Genomic DNA, 19,860 nt, shown 5'->3' on the forward strand with positions numbered 1-19,860 from the left:
CTCACCCACCCTGCGGCCCTCATATTGACGGGCGAATGAACAGAGTTCGCGTCCTCGTCTTCAACGCCGCGCTTGGCGCGCTGGACTACCGCGTGCCCGATGGCATGGCGGTCGAACCGGGCAGCGTCGTGCTCGCACCGTTGGGACCGCGCCGGATTACCGGCGTGGTGTGGGACGAAGACGTGCTGCCCGGTGCGCCGGTTCCCGATGCGAAGCTGCGTCCGCTGGCCGAGCTGCTGCCGGTCCCGCCGCTGCGCCCCGCCCTTCGCCGCCTGATCGAATGGACCGCCGACTATTACTGCGCCCCGATGAGCGCGGTCGCGCGCATGGTGCTGGCGAGCGGCGGCGCGCTGAAGGGTCCGGCGACCATGACCGAATACCGTCTGTCGGGCGGCCTGCCAGAGCGGATGACGCCGCAGCGCGAGCTGGCACTCGCCGCGCTGGAGGGCGAACAGGCGACGATCCGTGAGCTGGCGGGCATTGCCGGCGTGTCCGAGGGTGTCTTGCGCGGGCTCGTCAACCAGGGCGCGCTGGAACCGGTCGAGGTGGATATCGACCGACCTTACCCTCAGGCGCACGCCGACTTCGCGGAGCCGGTGCTTTCGGCGGAGCAGCGGGAGGTCGCCGACGAACTCGTCGCGGCGGTCGAGGCGCGCGAATTCGCCCCGATCCTGCTCGACGGCGTGACCGGCTCGGGCAAGACGGAAACCTATTTCGAGCCCCTCGCCGCCGCGCTGCGCGCGAGGCGACAGGTGCTGGTCCTGCTGCCCGAGATCGCGCTGACCGAGAATTTCCTGCGTCGGTTCGAGGAACGGTTCGGAGCCGCGCCGATCGTCTGGCACTCCAGCCTCAAATCGACCGAACGCCGCCGGGCCTGGCGGGCGATCGCCAGCGGCGAGGCGCAAGTCGTGGTCGGCGCGCGCTCGGCGCTGTTCCTGCCTTATGCGAAGCTCGGCCTGATCGTCGTCGACGAGGCACACGAGATCAGTTTCAAGCAGGACGACGGGGTGCGCTACAACGCCCGCGACGTTGCCGTCATGCGTGGCCACTTCGAGAAAGTGCCGGTCGTCCTCGCCAGCGCCACCCCCGCGCTCGAGAGCCTGCAAATGGCGGAAAGCGGCGTCTATCGGAAGCTCGATCTGCCCAGCCGCTTCGGCGGGGCCGAGTTGCCCGCCATCGAGCTGATCGACCTGACCGAGGAGAAGCCCGAACGCGGTCGCTGGCTCGCGCCCCGGCTGGCGCACGAGCTGTTCGCCAGGCTCGAACGCGGCGAACAGTCGCTGCTGTTCCTCAATAGGCGCGGCTACGCCCCGCTGACGCTGTGCCGCAATTGCGGCTTTCGCTTCCAGTGCCCCAATTGCAGCGCGTGGCTGGTCGAGCATCGTTTCAGCCAGCGCCTCGCCTGCCACCATTGCGGTCACGAAACCGAGCCACCAGCGACCTGTCCCGATTGCGGAGAACCCGACTGCCTCGTCGCCTGCGGGCCCGGGGTTGAGCGGATCGCCGACGAGGTCTCCGATATCATGCCCGACGCGCGCGTCGCGGTCGTCACCAGCGACACGCTGGGCAGCCCGGAGCGCGCGGCGGAGTTCCTCGAGATGGCAGAGAGCGGTGCGATCGACGTGATCGTGGGCACACAGCTCGTTACCAAAGGCTTTCACTTTCCCGAACTGACGCTGGTCGGGGTGGTCGACGCCGATCTCGGCCTCGAGGGCGGCGATCTGCGCGCGGCGGAGCGCACCTATCAGCAAGTGGCGCAGGTCGCAGGTCGCGCGGGTCGCGGCTCCAAACCGGGCGAGGTGCTGATCCAGACCCGCCATCCCGATGCGCCGGTGATCGCCGCACTGGCAGCGGGCGACCGCGACGCATTCTACGAGGCCGAAACCGAGGCGCGCCGCCATGCCGGTGCCCCGCCCTTCGGTCGCTGGGCCGCGATCATCGTTTCCAGCGAGGACGAGGCCGAGGCGCGCGACGCCGCCCGCGCCATCGGCGGAACCGCCCCACGGCTTGAGGATATCGCCGTGCTCGGCCCCGCCCCCGCGCCGCTCGCGCTGCTGCGCGGTCGCTACCGCTACCGGCTTCTCATCAACGCGCGCAGGTCGGCAAGGGTACAGGACGCGATCCGCGCCTGGCTCGGTCCGCTCGATCTGCCGCGCGGGGTGCGGGTCAGCGTGGACATCGATCCGTACAGCTTCGTGTAGGCTCCGCCCCCCCGCTTCTCGTCTGCCGGGAACGCGAGGCAATACGGTTGGTTAACGCTAACATCCGGTGCGCCGTTCGACGATGCCGAGCCGAAGGAAATCACATGAACCGTTCCGTCTTTCGCCCTACACTGCGCGTGCTGGGGGTGCCCCTCCACGCCATGCTGGTGCCGTTTCCCATCGCCTGCTTCACCGGCGCGCTGATGACCGATATCGTCTATGCCCAGACCGCGCAGGTCCAGTGGACCAATTTCTCGCAGTGGTTTCTCGCGTTCGGCGCGATCGTCGGCGCGATCGCGGGCCTGTTCGGGTTGATCGATTTGCTCGCCGCAGGGCGGACCCGCCCGACGAGCGGCTGGTTTCACTTCGCGCTGATGGCGGTGGTGCTGATCCTGGCCGCGTTCAACAACTTCGTCCATGCGCGCGACGGCTGGACCGGCGTGGTGCCAACCGGGCTGACGCTATCCGCCATTACTGTCGCGGTCATGATCGTCGGCGGATTTCTGGGCCATCGCATGGCCTATCGCCATATCGGAGAGGTCGCATGATCCGCTCGCTCATCGCAATCGGTGCCCTTCCCTTGTTAGCGCTCGGCGCGTGCTCTCAGGTCGAATTCCCCGCCTCCGATCAGGTCGGCGACGCCAGCGCGGTTAAGCTCCCCGCGGCAGAGCAATATCTGTTTCCGCCGATGAACATCTCTACACCGGTGGGTTGGGAGAAGGGGCAGAAGCCGACGGCACCGGACGGCTTTACGGTTACCCGCTTCGGAGACGACATGGCGCAGCCGCGCAATGTCCTGCCGCTACCCAACGGCGACGTGCTGGTGGCGGAAGCGGGTGGACCGGGTACCGAGCCGGTGCTGCGCCCGAAGGACCTGATCTACGGCATCGTCAAAGGCAAGGCGCACAGTTCGAAGAAGCCTGGCATGGACGTGGTGCTGTTGCGCGATGCGAACGGCGATGGCGTCGCCGAACAAAGGACAGTGCTGGCGAAAAACCTGAATTCACCCTTCGGTCTCGCCTACGGTGGGGGGAAGCTTTACGTCGCCGACACCGATGCGGTTCTTACCTGGGATTTCACCCCGGGCCAGACCGCGCTGGCAGGCCCTCCGACCAAGCTGACCGATCTGCCCGGCCCGCCCTACGACCACCACTGGACCAAATCGATCGTGCTCAGTCCCGATGGGAGCACGCTCTATGCAGGCACCGGGTCGAACAGCAATATCGTGGAACGCGGCATGGAGGCGGAGCAGAACCGGGCGCTCATCTGGGAGGTTAATCTCCCCAGCGGGGCCAAACGTCCTTACGCGACCGGCCTGCGCAATCCCAACGGCCTTACCTTCAACCCAACGAGCGGCCAGTTGTGGGCCGTAGTCAACGAGCGCGACGAGCTGGGTAACAATCTGGTCCCCGACTACATGACCTCGGTGCGCGAGGGCGCTTTCTATGGCTGGCCCTACAGCTATTACGGCCAGCACGTGGACCCGCGCGTGCGCCCGCAGCGCCCCGATCTGGTGGCGAAGGCGGTGGTGCCCGACTATTCCCTGTCGAGCCACGTTGCGCCGCTCGGCATGGCGTTCGGTCCCGCCGGATTGCCCGGCGGCTATGCCGGTGGTGCGTTCGTGGGCGAGCATGGCAGCTGGGATCGCAAGATCTTCAATGGCTACCGCGTCAGCTTCGTGCCCTTTGCCGAGGGCAGACCTGCGGGCAAGGCGCGCGACTTCGTGACCGGCTTCATCACACCGGACGGCAAGACGCACGGACGACCGGTGGGCGTCGCGTTCGGACCGGACAACGCACTGTATGTCGCAGACGACGTGGGCAATATAGTCTGGCGCATCGCCCCGAACGCACCGACTGGCGGCGGGCGACAGTCCGCCGCGTCGCATGCTGTCGAAAAACGAGCCGGGTGATTACGCAGGTTAGCGAGCGTGGCTCGCGATCGCCGCGCCATGATTATGAACAATGCTAAAGGCTGTACCGCATCCGACCTTGCCGGTTGGCGAACATAGCGTTTCTCTGCTAACCCACACGAGTTTTCGCGATATTTAGATAGTCGCGGATGGGGATTAGCAGGAGGGAATATGTTGAGGTTCATGTGTGCGTGTCTCGCTCTGTCGCTTGCCGTGCCGGCCAGCGCAGCGGACGAAGATTGGTGGCTTGCCGAGAGCAATCGCTTTCGCGTCTATTCTGCCGGGGGCGAAGATACCGCGCGCGACCTCGCGATTAGGCTCGAAAAGCTGGATATGGCCATGCGCATATATACCGGCATTTCTCCCGACAAACATGGCTCCACCCCTGAAGTCGCGAAGCCGACCCTCTATCAGTTTGGAGACAACAAGGATATCGGTGGGCTTATCGGAGTAGACTCGGTCTACGGGTTTTTCATCCCAAGAGCTGGCGATTCCGTCGCATTTATGCCGCTCACCACCGAAAACAACAAGCGCCGCAACGGGAGTCCTGGAACCCGTAACTATACCGAATTCAACGACTACCCTCTCGAAGCTTTATCTGTGATCCAGCATGAATACACCCATTACTTCATGTATCAGCATGCGCCTCTTGCATATCCCATCTGGTACAGTGAAGGACTGGCTGAAGTATTTGGGATGCTTCGTATAGAAGATAACCGGTTTTTCCTCGGCGATCCGCCACCACATCGTATGAACGAGATCGCGTATTTTGACGTAGACGCGGAAGAGATGTTCAAGCCCGTAAAAAATTACGTCAATTACCCCCACTACGGTCATGGGTGGCTCTTATCGAGCTACCTTGCCTTCGAGCCAGCAAGGAAGGGCCAACTGGCCAAGTACCTCAAGCTTATCAACGCAGGTACCGACAGCCTAGAAGCTGCCCGCCAAGCTTTTGGCGACCTCGACCAACTTTCCGACGAACTGAATGCCTATCGCAAGCAGCGCGCCCGCGGCATGTCGGTTCCATTTCCTCCTGACAGCGATCCTCAAGTCACAATGCACCGGTTGACGCGCGATGAGGCGGCCCGGATGGAGTTGCTTATCAGGTCCCAAGCGGGAGTTACCAAGCAGCAGGCATCACGGCAGGTCGGGGATGCGATGAAACTGGTCGAGCAATATCCCAAGAGTGTGCCGGTCATGCTCGAAGCCGCCGAAGTCCAAACCGATGCGGGAAATCTGGCAAGCGGATATGAAATATATAAGAAGGTCGCGTCGATCGAACCGGACTCGATCGACGCGAACCTCGGGCTAGCGCGACTGGAGATGCAATTTGCGGAAACTGATCACGCGTGGCTCCATCTCGCTCGGCAGTCCTTCATTCGGGTTAACCAGATCGAGCACGACGAGCCGAACGCCCTTGCAGGGTATTACAGGACTTTCGTGCTGGCGGACGTAGCTCCGCCTGAAGATGCTATCATAGCACTCGAAGGAGCCTATTCGCGCGCTCCCTTCGACAATGATATTAGGAAGATGCTCGCCTACCAGCTGATTACAGAAGATCGTGCGGCAGAGGCTATGACAATCCTGGGACCGATACTGAACTCCGCTCATGAAAGCAAAGATGTCAAAAAGCTTCGTGAACTTGCGGTGCAATTTTCGGACGGAAACCGCGATCCACTCATTAAGGAGCTTAAGCCCAGCTTTTCCGAGGATGAGTAAGATCGTCGCTTCGGAACGGATTACATAAGACGGAGCGATCTAGGGTTGCGTTCGTTCATTGACAAATGTCCGGCCCCGTCCTCGTCCCCATCCTCGGCGATCAGCTGACCCGCACGCTCGCGAGCCTTCGCGGTCGGACGAAGGATAACACCGTCATCCTGATGATGGAGGTGTGGGACGAGGCGACCTATGTCAGGCATCACAAGCAGAAGATCGTCCTGATCTTTTCCGCCATGCGCCATTTCGCGGCGGAGCTCAGGGATGCGGGCTGGACGGTCGACTATGTGCGCCTGACCGACGCAGACAATTCGGGCAGCTTCACCGGCGAAGTCGCGCGGGCGGTGGAGCGGCACGATCCCAGCGCGATCCATGTGGTCGAGGCGGGCGAATGGCGCGTGCAGCAGCAGATCGAGGAATGGGCGGGCCGGTTCGACTGCACGGTCGAGATCCTGGAAGACGACCGCTTCCTGTGTTCGATCGGGAATTTCCGCAAGTGGGCGGAGGATCGCGACACGCTGCGGATGGAGAACTTCTACCGCGAGATGCGCCGGAAGACCGGACTGTTGATGGACGGTGGAAAACCTGTGGGCGATGCGTGGAACTTCGACCACGACAACCGCGAGAGCCCGCGCGAGGACATGGACCCGCCGGAGCGGCCGAAGTTCGAACCGGACGAAATCACACGCGATTGCATCGAACTGGTCGAGGACAAGTTCGGCGACCATTTCGGTTCGCTCGAAAGCTTCCGATGGCCGGTCACCCGTGACCAGGCGGAGAAGGCCGCCGACGCGTTCTTCGCCGAACGGCTGACCAAGTTCGGTCCCTATCAGGACGCGATGGTCCACGGGCAGGACGATCTCTACCACTCGATGCTGTCGACCAGCCTCAATCTCGGTCTGCTCGATCCGCTGGAGCTGTGCGAGCGCGCGGCGAAGGCTTACGCAGATGGCGAGGCGCCGATCAATTCAGTCGAGGGCTTCATCCGCCAGATCATCGGCTGGCGCGAATATGTCCGCGGCTTCTACTGGTACCACATGCCGCATCTGGAGCGGGCCAACGCGCTCAATGCCCAGCGCGGCCTGCCCGAATTCTACTGGACCGGCGAGACCGACATGCGCTGCATGGCCGATTGCGTGCGCTCGACCCGCGACAACGCCCATGCGCATCATATCCAGCGGCTGATGGTGCTGGGCAATTTCGCGCTGCTGGCGGGCGTCGATCCGCGCGAGGTGCAGGACTGGTACCTGGTCGTCTATGCCGACGCGTACGAATGGGTCGAGCTACCCAATGTCGCGGCCATGATCCTTTACGCCGATGGCGGAAAGCTGGCGAGCAAGCCCTATGCGGCGAGCGGCAATTACATCAACAAGATGTCCGATTACTGCCGGAAATGCACCTACAGCGTATCGAAGAAGACCGGCGAAGGGGCCTGCCCGTTCAATGCGCTGTACTGGCATTTCATGGACCGGCACCGGGAGCGGCTGAAAAACAACCATCGCGTAGCGCGGGTCTATCAGAACTGGGACCGGATGAAGGAGGAACGGCAGCGCGAATATCTTAAGAGCGCCGAGGCGTTCCTGGACACGCTGACCCCCGCCGATCGCGGCTGGGCGCGGAGCGAGTGAGCAGGTTGACGCGCCGCACCGGTGGAACGCGAAAATCGATTTTGAAAACTGTGACCTTCCGGGATTTCTCCGTAACCCCATAGGTTTAGCACCCTCACAGCAGCGGCAAAGTGTGACTTTCCGCTGGGGGCGTGTTCCAACGCCAGCGCCCTCCGACACGCGGCGGCTGGTCGGGCGTAATCGAACCGGTAAACGTTTGAAAGAGCATCGCGCGGAGTAGCGCCCCCGCCCCGAGTAGGAAACGCCGCCCGCCCTCGCTTCAGCCGGCGACCGCGCGCTCCCGCCGGCGGGTCCACCACGGGCGCACCACATGGCCCCGGCGCACGGCGAGCGCGACCAGCCATACCCCCGCCGCGGTGGCGAGGACCAGCGCGACCACCGACGCCTCCAGCCCGAACATGCCGCCGGAGATCAGGGGCGACCCGACCGGCTGCGCTTCGACCAGGCCCTCCACCGCCTTGCCCGAGACGGGCACGTCCCAGACATAGCCCTGGACGACGTTCCAGCCGAAATGAATGCCCATGGCGAGCCACAAATTGCGGGTGAGCATATAGGCGCCGCCCAGCAGCACCCCCGCCTCCACCGCGATGGCGATCGCCGCCAGCATGGATGCATTGTCGTTCGCGAGATGGACCAGGCCGAACAGCGCGGCGCTGATCGCCAGGGCGAACCAGCTCCCGCCGAATTCCTCCAGGAAGCGGAAGATGATCCCGCGAAACAGGATTTCCTCGAAGAAGGCGGCGTGAACGCCCGCGAAGAAGAAGATCATCTCCCAGCTGTCGCCCGTGCCCCAGCCGAGCAGGCGATAGCCGCCCAGCAGCGCGGCGACGCCGACGATCGCGCTCATCAGCGCCCCGGCCCACAGCGCCCCGCGCCACAGATCGTTCGCCCTGCGGTCCAGCGGCAGGTCGTCGCGCGGCCGCTCCCCCAGCCGGGCGACAATCAGCTTGTAAGCGGCGAACAGCAGGATGGTTTCGATGACGACCGGCACGGCGTTGGCAACCAGTTCGCTGTCCACCTTTCCGAACTGGAGCATGACCGCGCCCGCGATACCCGTCACGATGACCACGACGACGATGGCGACCAGCATTGCCACCAGCGGAAATTCGAAAATCCGAACCCCAAGCGATTTGCGCGGCTCCGCCGGCGCGTTCGGTCCCAAGTCTTCCTCTATTCGATCCGTCATGCCCGATCCCTTCCCCACATAGCTTCGGTGCGCGCTCCGGTCTGTGGACGGGCGCGCAGGGATCGGCAAGTCAGCCGTCCGCTTCTCTGCGCAGCAGTTCGCGCTTGATCTCGGGGCCGTAGGCATAACCGCCCAACTCGCCGCCGGTGCGGATCACGCGGTGGCAGGGGATCAGCACCGCGACATTGTTGCGCGCATTTGCGCTGCCCGCGGCGCGCACCGCCTGCGGATTGCCCACCGCCGCGGCGATCTGGGCATAGGTGCGCGTCTCGCCCGCCGGGATTTCGCGCAAGGCCCGCCAGCACGCCTCCTGAAAGGCGGTGCCTTTCACGTCGAGCGGGATGTGGGCGCAATCGCGGGGCGTCTCGACGGCGGCCACCACCTGTTCGAGCAGCTTGGCGAACTCCGCCCCGCCTTCGACCAGCTCGGCGCGAGGGAAGCGGCTGCGCAGTTCGCTCTCATCCTCATTGAAGGAGAGGCGGCACACCCCCTTGTCGGTCGCCGCGACCAGCATGTCGCCCATGCTGGTCGGCACCACCGCCCAGTGGATCGTCACGCCCTCGCCTCCTCTCGCCCATGCGCTCGGTGCCATGCCCAGCCTGCCTTTCGTTTCCTCGTAGAACCGCGAGGGGCCGGAATAGCCCGCCGCGTAGATCGCATCGGTCACGTTGGCGCTTGCCGCCAGCGCCTCTCCCGCCCATTCCTGCCGCAAGGCGCGCTGGTAGGCTGCGGGGGAAAGGCCGATCGCGCGCTTGAACACGCGCTGGAAATGTGTCGGCGAATAGCCGGTCAGCGCGCCCAGCGCGGCAAGGCTTGGGTCCTTCCCGCTCCGTATGGCGTCGATTGCCGCGTGCACCGCGGCCTCGTCGCGCGCGACATCGTCGGGCCGGCAGCGCTTGCAGGCGCGCAGCCCCGCCGCGCGCGCTTCCTCTCCGCTTGCGAAGAAGCGGACATTGGCGCGCGCCGGATGCCGCGCCGCGCAGGACGGGCGGCAGTAGATACCGGTGGACAGGACGCCGGTGACGAAACGCCCGTCGAACGCACGGTCGCGCCGCAGGACCGCATCCCATGCGTTGTCATCGGTGATCGGGCCGTCGTTCATGCACAGTGTGTAGCGCGGGGCGCAGGACACTGCATCCCGTGGCTTGCGATCAAAGCCCGCTATTGCCAAAAGCGCCGCGATCATGCGCGCGCTTCTCGCCTTCCTCGCCTGTCTGCTGCTCGCCCTGCCCATGGCGGCACAGGCCGAACCGGCCGATATCGACGCGGCGGCCCGAGGCGTGGTGCGCGTGGTGCTGGTGGAACAGAGCGGCGACGAGATGCTGCCGGTGATCCACGGAACCGGCTTCGCCGTCTCCTCCGACATGATCGTGACCAACGCGCATGTCGTGCGCGAGGCGATCGGCGACAGCGGATTGCGGATCGGCATCGTGCCGAGCGATGGCGAGGATGCCAGCTATGCCCAGGTGGTCGCCCGCGATACGCGCGCCGACCTCGCCCTCCTAAAGATCGTCGGCCCGCTGCGCTTGCCCCCGCTGACACTCAGCGGCACGCCCCCGCGCGGCAGCGGCGAGGTGACCTCGGTCGGCTATCCGATGAATGTCGATCGGGCGCAGGGGCTGACCATGCGCGATATCTTCCGCTCGCAACCCCCGGTGAAGAGCCACGGCTATATCTCGGGCGAGCGCCCCAGCCGCCAGTTCGACACCATCCTGCATACCGCGCCGATCGCGCGCGGCAATTCGGGCGGGCCGCTGCTCGACAATTGCGGGCGGGTCCTGGGGGTGAACAGCTTCGGCTCCGATTCCGAAGGGGCGGATGCGGAGTTCTATTTCGCGGTGTCGGACCGGGAGCTGCTCCCCTTCCTGCGCGCGAACGGCGTGGAGCCGCGCGTCAATTCGTCCGAATGCCGCAGCATGGCCGAGCTGGCCGATGCCGAATCGCAGCGCCGGGCGCGCGAGGCGGAGCTCAATCGTGAACAGCTTGCCGCGCAGACGCAGGTGGAGCGCGATCGCCGCGCGCGGGCGCAGATGGAGGCGCTGGTCGGGTTGCAGGGCGATCGCGAGGACCGGCTCGCCCTGGCGATGGTGCTGTTGATGGCGAGCCTCGCCATGGGACTGGTCGCCTACGATCGGCTGCGCCATCCGCGATCCGGCGATGCGCGCCTTGCCGAACGGCGGGATCGCGACGATCCGGACGAACCCGAATATCTTGGGGAGGAAGACGACGATACTGCGGGAGTATTCGCTGCGCCTCCACCAACGGACGGTGTCGCCCGCGTGCTACTGGTCGCGGCGGCACTGGCGGCGATCGGCGCGGTCGCGCTCTATGCCACGCGGCCCGGGATGGACGATTTCGACCGGCGGGTGGCCGGGGCGCTGACCACCGGATCGCCTTCCACTTCCGGCAAGGCGGGCGCTGACGCTGGCAGTGGGCACCAGGCGCTGCTGTGTACGCTGGTTCCGGAGCGCAGCCGTATCACCGGGGCACCGGCCGAATCGGTCGCGTTCGACTGGCAGGCGAGCGGCTGCGTCAACGAACGCACGCAATACGGCTTGCGCGCGGGCGAATGGTCGCGGGTGTTCGTCCCCAATCAGGAGGAGGCGGTTTCGGTCAATCGTTTCGACCCCGAATCGCGCACCTATGTCAGCGATCGCTACCTCCTTGCGCGCGATGCGATGCAAAAGGCGCGGGCGCTGCGCGGGCAGTATTCCGCGCCGAAATGCGGGGCCCAGAATGCGGCGGCGAAGCTGGGCGATCTCCAGGGCGCGGTGCTGTCCGGCCTCCCGGCCCAGCCCAACGAGCGGCTGGTCTATCGCTGCGCGCCCGGCGGGGAGGAAAAGTGAGCGGTGGATACGACCGCGCGAACCGCGCCCCGACTTGCGCTGCCGGGCACCCGATGCTAGGCGCGCGCCAGCCTTGCCGGGGTGCCTTAGGGCTGCCCGTTTCCGGCACAGGCGCAGCATCGTAATTCCGGACCCTAGAGGACGAGAGACGCGTGGAGATTTCCGCCGGTATTCAGGCTAGCCTGGCAGGCCGCTATGCAGCGGCCCTGTTCGAGTTGGCATCAGAGGCAGGCACCGTCACGGCGGTCGAGAGCGATCTCGACAAGCTGTGGGCGGCCCTCGGCGAATCGGCCGAGTTCAGGACGCTGACCACCAACCCCGAAATCTCGCGCAAGGCCGCGGGCAAGGCGGTGTGGGGGGTCGCGGCGCTGCTCGGCCTGACCGAACTGACGCAGAACTTCCTGGGCGTGCTGGCGGAAAACCGCCGCCTGTCCGCCCTGCCCGAGATGATCCGCGCCTTTCGCCAGATCGCCGCCGCCCAGCGCGGCGAAGTCACCGCCGAGGTAAAGAGCGCGCACGCCCTGACCGACAGCCAGCTCGAAACGCTGCGGCAGAAACTGACCGCGCGCGAGGGTCGCACCGTGAAGCTGCACACCGAGGTCGATCCCGACCTGCTCGGCGGCCTCGTCGTAACTATCGGATCGAAGCGCATCGACGGCTCGATCCGCACCCGTCTCAACTCCCTCGCCCACGCGATGAAAACCGCCTGATAGGCCCAGAAAGGCTAGCAAATGGATATCCGCGCCGCAGAAATCAGCAAGGTCATCAAGGACCAGATCGCCAGCTTCGGCACCGAGGCCGAAGTCAGCGAAGTCGGCTCCGTCCTCTCGGTGGGTGACGGCATCGCCCGCATCCACGGCCTCGACAAGGTGCAGGCCGGCGAGATGGTGGAATTCTCCAACGGCGTTCAGGGCATGGCGCTGAACCTGGAAGCCGACAATGTCGGCGTCGTGATCTTCGGCTCGGACGCCAACATCAAGGAAGGCGACAGCGTCAAGCGGACCGAGACCATCGTCGACGTTCCCGTCGGCAAGGGCCTGCTGGGCCGCGTGGTCGATGCGCTGGGCAACCCGATCGACGGCAAGGGCCCGATCGAATCGACCGAGCGCCGCCGCGTCGAGGTGAAGGCGCCGGGCATCATCCCGCGCCAGTCGGTGGACGAGCCGGTGCAGTCGGGCCTGAAGGCGATCGACGCGCTGGTCCCCGTCGGCCGCGGCCAGCGCGAGCTGATCATCGGCGACCGCCAGACCGGCAAGTCCGCCGTCGCGATCGACACCTTCATCAACCAGAAGGACGCGCACGCCGGCGATAACGAGAAGGACAAGCTCTACTGCATCTACGTCGCGGTCGGGCAGAAGCGCTCCACCGTCGCGCAGATCGTGCGCCAGCTCGAAGAAAACGGCGCGATGGATTACTCCATCGTCGTCGCCGCGACCGCGTCGGAACCGGCCCCGCTGCAGTACCTCGCGCCCTACACCGGCTGCGCGATGGGCGAATTCTTCCGCGACAACGGCATGCACGCCGTGATCGTGTACGACGATCTTTCGAAGCAGGCCGTGGCCTATCGCCAGATGTCGCTGCTGCTGCGCCGCCCGCCGGGCCGGGAAGCCTATCCGGGCGACGTGTTCTATCTCCACAGCCGCCTGCTCGAGCGCGCGGCGAAGATGAACGACAGCGAAGGCGGCGGTTCGCTGACCGCGCTGCCGATCATCGAGACGCAGGCGGGCGACGTGTCGGCCTACATCCCGACCAACGTGATCTCGATCACCGACGGCCAGATCTTCCTCGAAACCGACCTGTTCTACCAGGGCGTGCGTCCGGCCATCAACGTCGGCCTGTCGGTCAGCCGCGTCGGCGGTGCCGCGCAGACCAAGGCGATGAAGAAGGTCTCGGGCTCGATCAAGCTGGAGCTGGCGCAGTACCGCGAAATGGCGGCCTTCGCGCAGTTCGGCTCTGACCTCGATCCGGCGACGCAGCGCCTTCTCAACCGCGGCGCGCGGCTGACCGAGCTGCTCAAGCAGCCGCAGTTTTCGCCCATGCCGTTCGAGGAGCAGACCGTCTCGATCTTCGCCGGCACCAATGGCTATCTCGACAATGTCGCGACCAACCGCGTGACCGAGTACGAGGCCCAGATGCTGAGCTTCATGCGCTCCGAACATGCCGACATCCTCAACGAAATTCGCGAGAGCAAGAAGTTCGAGGGCGAGACGGCGGACAAGACCAAAGCGGCGCTCGACGCGTTCGCCAAGCAGTTCGCGTAAGACCGGGAGGACATCCAACTTCGTCATCCCCGCGCAGGCGGGGATCCAGAGCGAGGTAGAACCAAGCCAGGCTGGATTCCCGCCTACGCGGGAATGACGAAATAGGAAGGAAACGAGAGTGGCGTCACTCAAGGAACTCAAGGGCCGGATCAACTCGGTCAAGTCGACCCAGAAGATCACCAAGGCCAAGCAGATGGTCGCGGCCGCGAAACTGCGCAAGGCGCAGGCGGCGGCCGAGGCCGCGCGCCCCTATGCCGAGCGACTTTCCGCGGTGATGACCTCGCTCGCGGGCAAGGTGAGTGGCGACGGCGCGCCCAGGCTGCTCGCCGGGGCCGGATCGACCCAGCGCAACCTGCTGGTCGTGGTCAATACCGACAAGGGCCTGTGCGGCGGTCTCAATGCCAATATCGTGAAAGCGGCCAAGGCGAAGGCGCGCGCGCTGATCGCCGAAGGCAAGCAGGTCGAATTCTACCTCGTCGGCAAGAAGGGCCGCGCCCCGATCAAGCGCGATTATGCGGAACGGATCGAGAAGTGGTTCGACACCAGCGAGGTCCGCACCCCCGGCTTCGAACAGGCCGAGGAAATCGCCACCGAGCTGATCGAGATGTTCGAGGCGGGCAAGTTCGACGTCGCGCATCTGGTTTACCCGATCTTCAAATCCGCGCTGGCGCAGGATCCCACGGTCGACCAGCTCATTCCCGTTCCGGCCGATGAGGCCGGTACGGGCGGCGGTGCGGCCTCCGGCGCGGTGGTCGAATACGAGCCCGGCGAGGAGGAGATCCTCGAGGAGCTTTTGCCGCGCTACGTGAAGACGCAGCTGTTCGGCGCGCTGCTGGAGCGCGAAGCCTCGGAACAGGGTGCTTCGATGACCGCTATGGACAATGCCACGCGCAATGCGGGCGACCTGATCCAGAAGCTGACCATCCAGTACAACCGCAGCCGCCAGGCCGCGATCACCACCGAACTGATCGAGATCATTGCGGGCGCGGAAGCGCTCTGATCCGCCACCAAGGACCCGAACCAAAGTGAAGACTCTCCTCCCCCTCCTCGCCCTCACCACGCTGTCGGCATCGCTCGCCGCGTGCGGCCAGCAGGAGGCACCCGCCCCGGCCCCGACCCAGACCGCCACCACGCCGGTGCGCGAAAGCCTCGCCCCGCCCAAGCGCGACGATTTCGCCGACGCCTTCGGCAAGGCATGCCCGGAAGCAAGGCCGGTCAACAAGGCGGTCTGCAAATCGGCCGGCATGGGCTCGATCGATTTCATCTGCGATTACGGTCTGGGCGACGACGAATATCTGCGCAACGAAGCCACGCTGACCCAGCAGGACGATGCCTGGGTCATCGCCGATCCCGAGAAAGTCTGCGCCCAGTAAGGCGCGAAACAGCTGCGAGAACAGGACACCTATCATGGCCACCGCACCCGATCTTTCCACCACCAAGCCGAACCTGTCGGGTAACGGCACCATCAGCCAGGTCATCGGCGCCGTCGTCGACGTGCAGTTCGAAGGCGAACTGCCGCCGATCCTGACCGCGCTCGAAACCAAGAACGGCGACACCACGCTGGTTCTCGAGGTCGCGCAGCACCTGGGCGAGAACACCGTTCGCACCATCGCGATGGACGGCACCGACGGCCTGACCCGCGGGCAGGAAGTCGTGAACACCGGCGCGCAGATTTCCGTTCCGGTCGGTCCCAAGACGCTGGGCCGCATCATGAACGTGATCGGCCAGGCGATCGACGAGCGCGGCCCGATCGGCGCGGAGAAGACCGCCCCGATCCACGCCGGGGCCCCCGAATTCATCGACCAGTCGACCGAGGCCGCGATCCTCGTCACCGGCATCAAGGTGATCGACCTTCTCGCGCCCTATGCGCGCGGCGGCAAGATCGGCCTGTTCGGCGGTGCGGGCGTCGGCAAGACCGTGCTGATCCAGGAACTGATCAACAACATCGCGAAGGGTCACGGCGGCGTGTCCGTGTTCGCCGGCGTGGGTGAGCGCACCCGCGAAGGCAACGACCTCTATCATGAGTTCCTCGACGCGGGCGTCATCGCCAAGAACGAGGCCGGCGAAGCGATCTCCGAGGGTTCGAAGGTGGCACTGGTGTTCGGCCAGATGAACGAGCCGCCGGGCGCGCGTGCCCGCGTTGCCCTGTCAGGCCTGACCATGGCGGAATATTTCCGCGACGAGGAAGGCCAGGATGTGCTGTTCTTCGTCGACAACATCTTCCGCTTCACCCAGGCGGGTTCGGAAGTGTCCGCGCTGCTCGGCCGTATTCCCTCGGCGGTGGGCTATCAGCCGACGCTCGCCACCGACATGGGCAATCTGCAGGAACGCATTACCTCCACCAACAAGGGGTCGATCACCTCGGTGCAGGCGATCTACGTGCCCGCGGACGACCTTACCGACCCGGCGCCGGCGACCTCCTTCGCCCACCTGGATGCGACCACCACGCTGAGCCGCGCGATCTCGGAGCTGGGCATCTACCCGGCGGTCGATCCGCTCGACTCCACCAGCCGCGTGCTCGAGCCGCGCGTCGTGGGCGAGGAGCACTACAACACCGCCCGCCGCGTTCAGGAAACGCTGCAGAAGTACAAGAGCCTGCAGGACATCATCGCCATTCTCGGCATGGACGAACTGTCGGAAGAGGATAAGCTGACCGTCGCCCGCGCGCGCAAGATCCAGCGCTTCCTCAGCCAGCCGTTCCACGTGGCCGAGGTGTTCACCAACATCCCGGGCGAGTTCGTGCAGATCGAGGACACGATCAAGTCGTTCAAGGCGGTGGTCGAGGGCGAATACGATCACCTGCCCGAGGCCGCGTTCTACATGGTCGGCGGCATCGACCAGGCGGTCGCAAAGGCCAAGAAGCTGGCCGACGAAGCGTAAGAACCACTCCCCTCCCGCCTGCGGGAGGGAACAGGAAAGAGAACATGGCACTGCATTTCGAACTCGTGACCCCGGCCAAGCTGGTCCGCTCCGAAGACGTCCACATGGTGGTCGTCCCCGGCGCGGAGGGTGAATTCGGCGTGCTGGAAGGCCATGCGCCCTTCATGTCGACCATCCGCGACGGTGCGGTGCAGGTGTACAAGACCCAGGGCGGCACGCCGGAAAGCATCGAAGTGCGCGGCGGTTTCGCCGAAGTCGGCGACAAGGGCCTCACCGTCCTTGCGGAGCATGTCGAGGAAGCCTGATCCTGCCGCTCCCGATGCGGAGCGTTGGCTGCGCCGCCTGGCATGGAGCGGCATCGCCACCTTCCTGCTGATCAGCGCGTTCGACATTCATCGCTGGCGGGTCGAGCGGTGGCAGGAATTCGATGCCGCCTTCGCTTTCCTGAAAGGGCATGTTTTCGGCATCCCGCCCGAGCCGGTGTGGCTCTACGCCCTCGCCTTCCCAATCGTGGCCGTGAATTTCGGATGCCATGTGCAGATCCTGCGCGGCCAAAGGCGCGGCATCCTGAAACCCTTCGTCGGCAGCGCGCTGGCCATCGCGATCATGCCCCTGTTCGGCTGGCAGGGCGTGATCTATCGCATGATCTGGCCCGATATCCTCAGCTTCGTCGGTTACGGCATCGGCGGTGCCATTGCCGCAATCCTGGCCTTTGGGCTGGTGGAAACGAGCCCGTCCGACCGAGACTGACCTTGCGTTCTCGCGCCCCCTCGCCATGATCGCGCGACAGGGAATCACGACGGGGACTGAATCGATGAAATTCGTATCCAATCGCGCCATCGCGACTGCGCTGGCGGTGGCGACGCTCGCCGCCGCGCCGCTCGCGGCGCAGAACACCGAGACGGAGAACGCTGCCGCAATGGCCGATACCGATACCGACGCCAAGTTCGAGGCCGAGAACGACCCCTTCATCTGGTTGGAGGAAACGCGCAGCGTGCCGGCCCTCACCTGGGTCCGCTCCGAGAACGAGCGCGTCGACCAGACGCTGGGCGCGGACCCGCGCTTCGCCGAACTGAAAGCCGAAGCGCTGGCGATCCTCGACAGTGAAGACCGCATTCCGGGCGTCAGCTTCACGCCCCACGGCCTCGTCAATTTCTGGCAGGACGCGAAGAACCCGCGCGGTATCCTGCGGCTGACGACGCTGGAGAGCTATCGCAGCGAGAAGCCGGAATGGGAAACCATCCTCGACATAGACGCGCTGGCCAAGGCCGAAGGCGCGAATGGGTGTTCCACGGCATGAGCTGCCTGCCGCCCGCTTCGGACAAATGCATGGTCGCGCTGTCGGACGGCGGCAAGGATGCCGACGAGATGCGCGAGTTCGATTTTCCCACCCGCAGCTTCGTCGACGGCGGCTTCTTCCTGCCCGAGAGCCAGGGCAGCGCGAGCTGGGTCGACGCGGACACGCTGCTGGTCAGCCGCGATTTCGGCGAGGGGACCACGACCGAAAGCCATTATCCCTTCACCACCCGCGAATGGAAACGCGGCACCGATCTGGCCGCCGCGCCCGAGATCTTTCGCGGCGAACCGAAGGACGTGTCTGCCGGGGCCGCGCTGGTGCGCGATTCGACCGGTGCGATCCAGGGGCGCTACGCCTATCGCGGGCTCGACTTCCACGATCGCGCGTATTTCCTGATGGTCGATGGCGACTGGGTGAAGCTCGACATGCCGGAGAAATCCGGCCTGTTCGGCATCGTCGACGACCACATCCTGTTCAGCACCGATGTCGACTGGACGGTGGGCGGAACCACCTTCCCCGCCGATTCCATCGTCGCGGCGAAGCTCGACGCGTGGAAGGCCGATCCCAACGGCGCGGCGAAGGAACTGGTCTGGGCTCCGGGCGATCGCCAGACCAAGCAGGGCGCGGCGATCACCGCCAATTCGATGTTCGTGAACCTGCTCGACAATGTGCGCGGGCAGGTCCTCAAATTCGATTACGTCGACGGATCGTGGGTCAGCGAGCGCGTGCCCCTGCCCGACAACGCCACGGTGGGCGTCGCGGCGGCGGACGACAACAGCGACCGGATCATGTATTCGGTCACCGATTTCCTCACCCCCTCCACCCTCTATTTCTCCGACGGCACCGACGCGCCAGCGGTGATCAAGACCAGCCCGGCGCGCTTCGACACCGACGGGATGGAGGTCGAACAGTTCGAGGCGACGAGCAAGGACGGGACGAAAATCCCCTACTTCCTCGTCAAGCCGAAGGGGATGGTGATGGACGGCACCACTCCGACGCTGCTGAGCGGCTATGGCGGCTTCCAGATTCCGCGCCTGCCCAGCTATCTCGGCACGACGGGCAAGCTGTGGCTGTCGCGCGGCGGCGCATACGTGCTGGGCAATATGCGCGGCGGCGGCGAGTTCGGCCCGCAATGGCACCAGACCGCGATCCGCGAGAACAAACAGCGCACCTGGGACGATTTCGAAGCGATCGCCGACGATCTGGTCGCGCGCAAGATCACCAGCCCGAAGCATCTCGGGATCCAGGGCGGCAGCCAGGGCGGCCTGCTGGTCGGCACCGCATTCACCCAGCGCCCCGACCTCTACAACGCGGCGATCGTGCAGATTCCGCTGTTCGACATGCTGCGCTATTTCGAGATCGGGCGCGGCGCGAGCTGGATCGGCGAATATGGCGACCCGCGCATTCCCGAACAGCGCGCCTGGATCGAGCCCTATTCCCCCTATCAGAAGCTGGCGTCGGACACCGATTTCCCGACCCCGTTCTTCATCACCAGCACCGCGGACGACCGCACGCACCCCGCCCACGGGCGCAAGGCGGCGGCGCGCATGTCGAAGAACGGGCAGGCCTATTACTATTACGAGGACATGACCGGCGGCCATTCGGGCGGCGTCGACAACGACCAGCGCGCGAAGCTGCTGGCGCTGCAGAACGTCTATCTGATGCAGCAGCTGATGGACGAAGGCGGCGGCTACACGGAAGAGTAGTTTCCCCGCCCTTTCTCGCTCGTCGCCCCGGCCCTCATGCCGGGGCACGGTCGCGTTGTCCTGCGCCACCAACAAGCCCGGTCCCGGATCAAGTCCGGGACGACGAAGGTGAGACTTACGCGCCTACCGCGTCGGGGCGTGGAAATCGGGGGCCTTGTCCTTCACCCAGGCGACGAACTTCGCGACATGTTCGTTTTCGAGCAGGCGCGCGCGGTCGGCACCGAACC

17 protein-coding genes are annotated in these 19,860 nt (G+C 65.3%); 15 read left to right on the top strand and 2 right to left on the bottom strand.

Going from position 1 to position 19,860, the window contains the following annotated elements; genetic code table 11:
* Positions 1 to 35: 35 nt before the first annotated feature.
* The 5 genes from F7D01_RS02035 to F7D01_RS02055 all read left to right on the top strand — a co-directional run bounded on the left by F7D01_RS02035 (position 36) and on the right by F7D01_RS02055 (position 7,457).
* Positions 36 to 2,201, top strand: a complete 2,166-nt coding sequence (locus F7D01_RS02035) for a primosomal protein N' (RefSeq protein ID WP_215228616.1) — start codon at positions 36 to 38, stop codon at positions 2,199 to 2,201.
* 104 nt (positions 2,202 to 2,305) lie between these two features.
* Positions 2,306 to 2,749 carry a DUF2231 domain-containing protein gene (locus F7D01_RS02040; protein ID WP_215228617.1) on the top strand — a complete coding sequence of 148 codons (444 nt, stop codon included), beginning with the start codon at positions 2,306 to 2,308 and terminating at the stop codon, positions 2,747 to 2,749.
* Positions 2,746 to 4,113: a sorbosone dehydrogenase family protein gene (locus F7D01_RS02045; protein WP_215228618.1), complete on the top strand. Its 1,368-nt coding sequence runs from the start codon at positions 2,746 to 2,748 to the stop codon at positions 4,111 to 4,113. The genes F7D01_RS02040 and F7D01_RS02045 overlap by 4 nt, the downstream gene beginning before the upstream one ends.
* A 171-nt stretch (positions 4,114 to 4,284) precedes the next feature.
* On the top strand, positions 4,285 to 5,832 hold the full coding sequence (locus F7D01_RS02050) for a hypothetical protein (protein ID WP_215228619.1): 1,548 nt from the start codon (positions 4,285 to 4,287) through the stop codon (positions 5,830 to 5,832).
* Between the two features lie 65 nt (positions 5,833 to 5,897).
* Positions 5,898 to 7,457, top strand: a complete 1,560-nt coding sequence (locus F7D01_RS02055; RefSeq protein ID WP_215228620.1) for a cryptochrome/photolyase family protein — start codon at positions 5,898 to 5,900, stop codon at positions 7,455 to 7,457.
* Between the two features lie 259 nt (positions 7,458 to 7,716).
* Here the strand turns inward: F7D01_RS02055 and F7D01_RS02060 are convergent, their stop codons facing one another.
* Complete coding sequence (locus tag F7D01_RS02060; RefSeq protein WP_215228621.1) at positions 7,717 to 8,643, bottom strand: CPBP family intramembrane glutamic endopeptidase; 927 nt, start codon at positions 8,641 to 8,643, stop codon at positions 7,717 to 7,719.
* A 70-nt stretch (positions 8,644 to 8,713) separates the two neighbouring features.
* Entirely contained in the window at positions 8,714 to 9,745 is a 1,032-nt protein-coding gene (locus F7D01_RS02065) for a bifunctional transcriptional activator/DNA repair enzyme AdaA (RefSeq protein WP_215228622.1), read from the bottom strand.
* Between the two features lie 82 nt (positions 9,746 to 9,827).
* Here F7D01_RS02065 and F7D01_RS02070 point away from each other — a divergent pair, with 82 nt between their 5' ends.
* From F7D01_RS02070 to F7D01_RS02110, 10 genes are all read left to right on the top strand, one after another.
* Positions 9,828 to 11,489 (top strand): serine protease, encoded by a 1,662-nt coding sequence (locus F7D01_RS02070; protein ID WP_215228623.1) that lies wholly within the window; start codon positions 9,828 to 9,830, stop codon positions 11,487 to 11,489.
* A gap of 152 nt (positions 11,490 to 11,641) precedes the next feature.
* Positions 11,642 to 12,199 (top strand): F0F1 ATP synthase subunit delta, encoded by a 558-nt coding sequence (locus F7D01_RS02075; protein ID WP_215228624.1) that lies wholly within the window; start codon positions 11,642 to 11,644, stop codon positions 12,197 to 12,199.
* A 21-nt stretch (positions 12,200 to 12,220) separates the two neighbouring features.
* Entirely contained in the window at positions 12,221 to 13,750 is a 1,530-nt protein-coding gene (atpA, locus tag F7D01_RS02080) for a F0F1 ATP synthase subunit alpha (RefSeq protein ID WP_215228625.1), read from the top strand.
* Positions 13,751 to 13,868: 118 nt separating this feature from the next.
* Positions 13,869 to 14,750 (top strand): F0F1 ATP synthase subunit gamma, encoded by an 882-nt coding sequence (locus tag F7D01_RS02085; RefSeq protein WP_215228626.1) that lies wholly within the window; start codon positions 13,869 to 13,871, stop codon positions 14,748 to 14,750.
* Between the two features lie 25 nt (positions 14,751 to 14,775).
* Positions 14,776 to 15,123 (top strand): hypothetical protein, encoded by a 348-nt coding sequence (locus tag F7D01_RS02090; RefSeq protein ID WP_251566989.1) that lies wholly within the window; start codon positions 14,776 to 14,778, stop codon positions 15,121 to 15,123.
* 34 nt (positions 15,124 to 15,157) lie between these two features.
* Positions 15,158 to 16,630 (top strand): F0F1 ATP synthase subunit beta, encoded by a 1,473-nt coding sequence (atpD, locus tag F7D01_RS02095; RefSeq protein ID WP_215228627.1) that lies wholly within the window; start codon positions 15,158 to 15,160, stop codon positions 16,628 to 16,630.
* 44 nt (positions 16,631 to 16,674) lie between these two features.
* Positions 16,675 to 16,935 (top strand): ATP synthase F1 subunit epsilon, encoded by a 261-nt coding sequence (locus F7D01_RS02100; RefSeq protein ID WP_215228628.1) that lies wholly within the window; start codon positions 16,675 to 16,677, stop codon positions 16,933 to 16,935.
* Positions 16,919 to 17,380 carry a hypothetical protein gene (locus F7D01_RS02105; RefSeq protein ID WP_215228629.1) on the top strand — a complete coding sequence of 154 codons (462 nt, stop codon included), beginning with the start codon at positions 16,919 to 16,921 and terminating at the stop codon, positions 17,378 to 17,380. Before F7D01_RS02100 ends, F7D01_RS02105 begins: the two co-directional genes overlap by 17 nt.
* Before the next feature lie 64 nt (positions 17,381 to 17,444).
* Positions 17,445 to 17,930, top strand: a complete 486-nt coding sequence (locus F7D01_RS15115; RefSeq protein WP_251566991.1) for a hypothetical protein — start codon at positions 17,445 to 17,447, stop codon at positions 17,928 to 17,930.
* Entirely contained in the window at positions 17,927 to 19,633 is a 1,707-nt protein-coding gene (locus F7D01_RS02110) for a prolyl oligopeptidase family protein (protein ID WP_251566993.1), read from the top strand. The genes F7D01_RS15115 and F7D01_RS02110 overlap by 4 nt, the downstream gene beginning before the upstream one ends.
* Positions 19,634 to 19,860 lie beyond the last annotated feature (227 nt).

Source organism: Erythrobacter sp. 3-20A1M (assembly GCF_018636735.1).
In the GTDB taxonomy this organism is placed as follows: domain Bacteria; phylum Pseudomonadota; class Alphaproteobacteria; order Sphingomonadales; family Sphingomonadaceae; genus Alteriqipengyuania.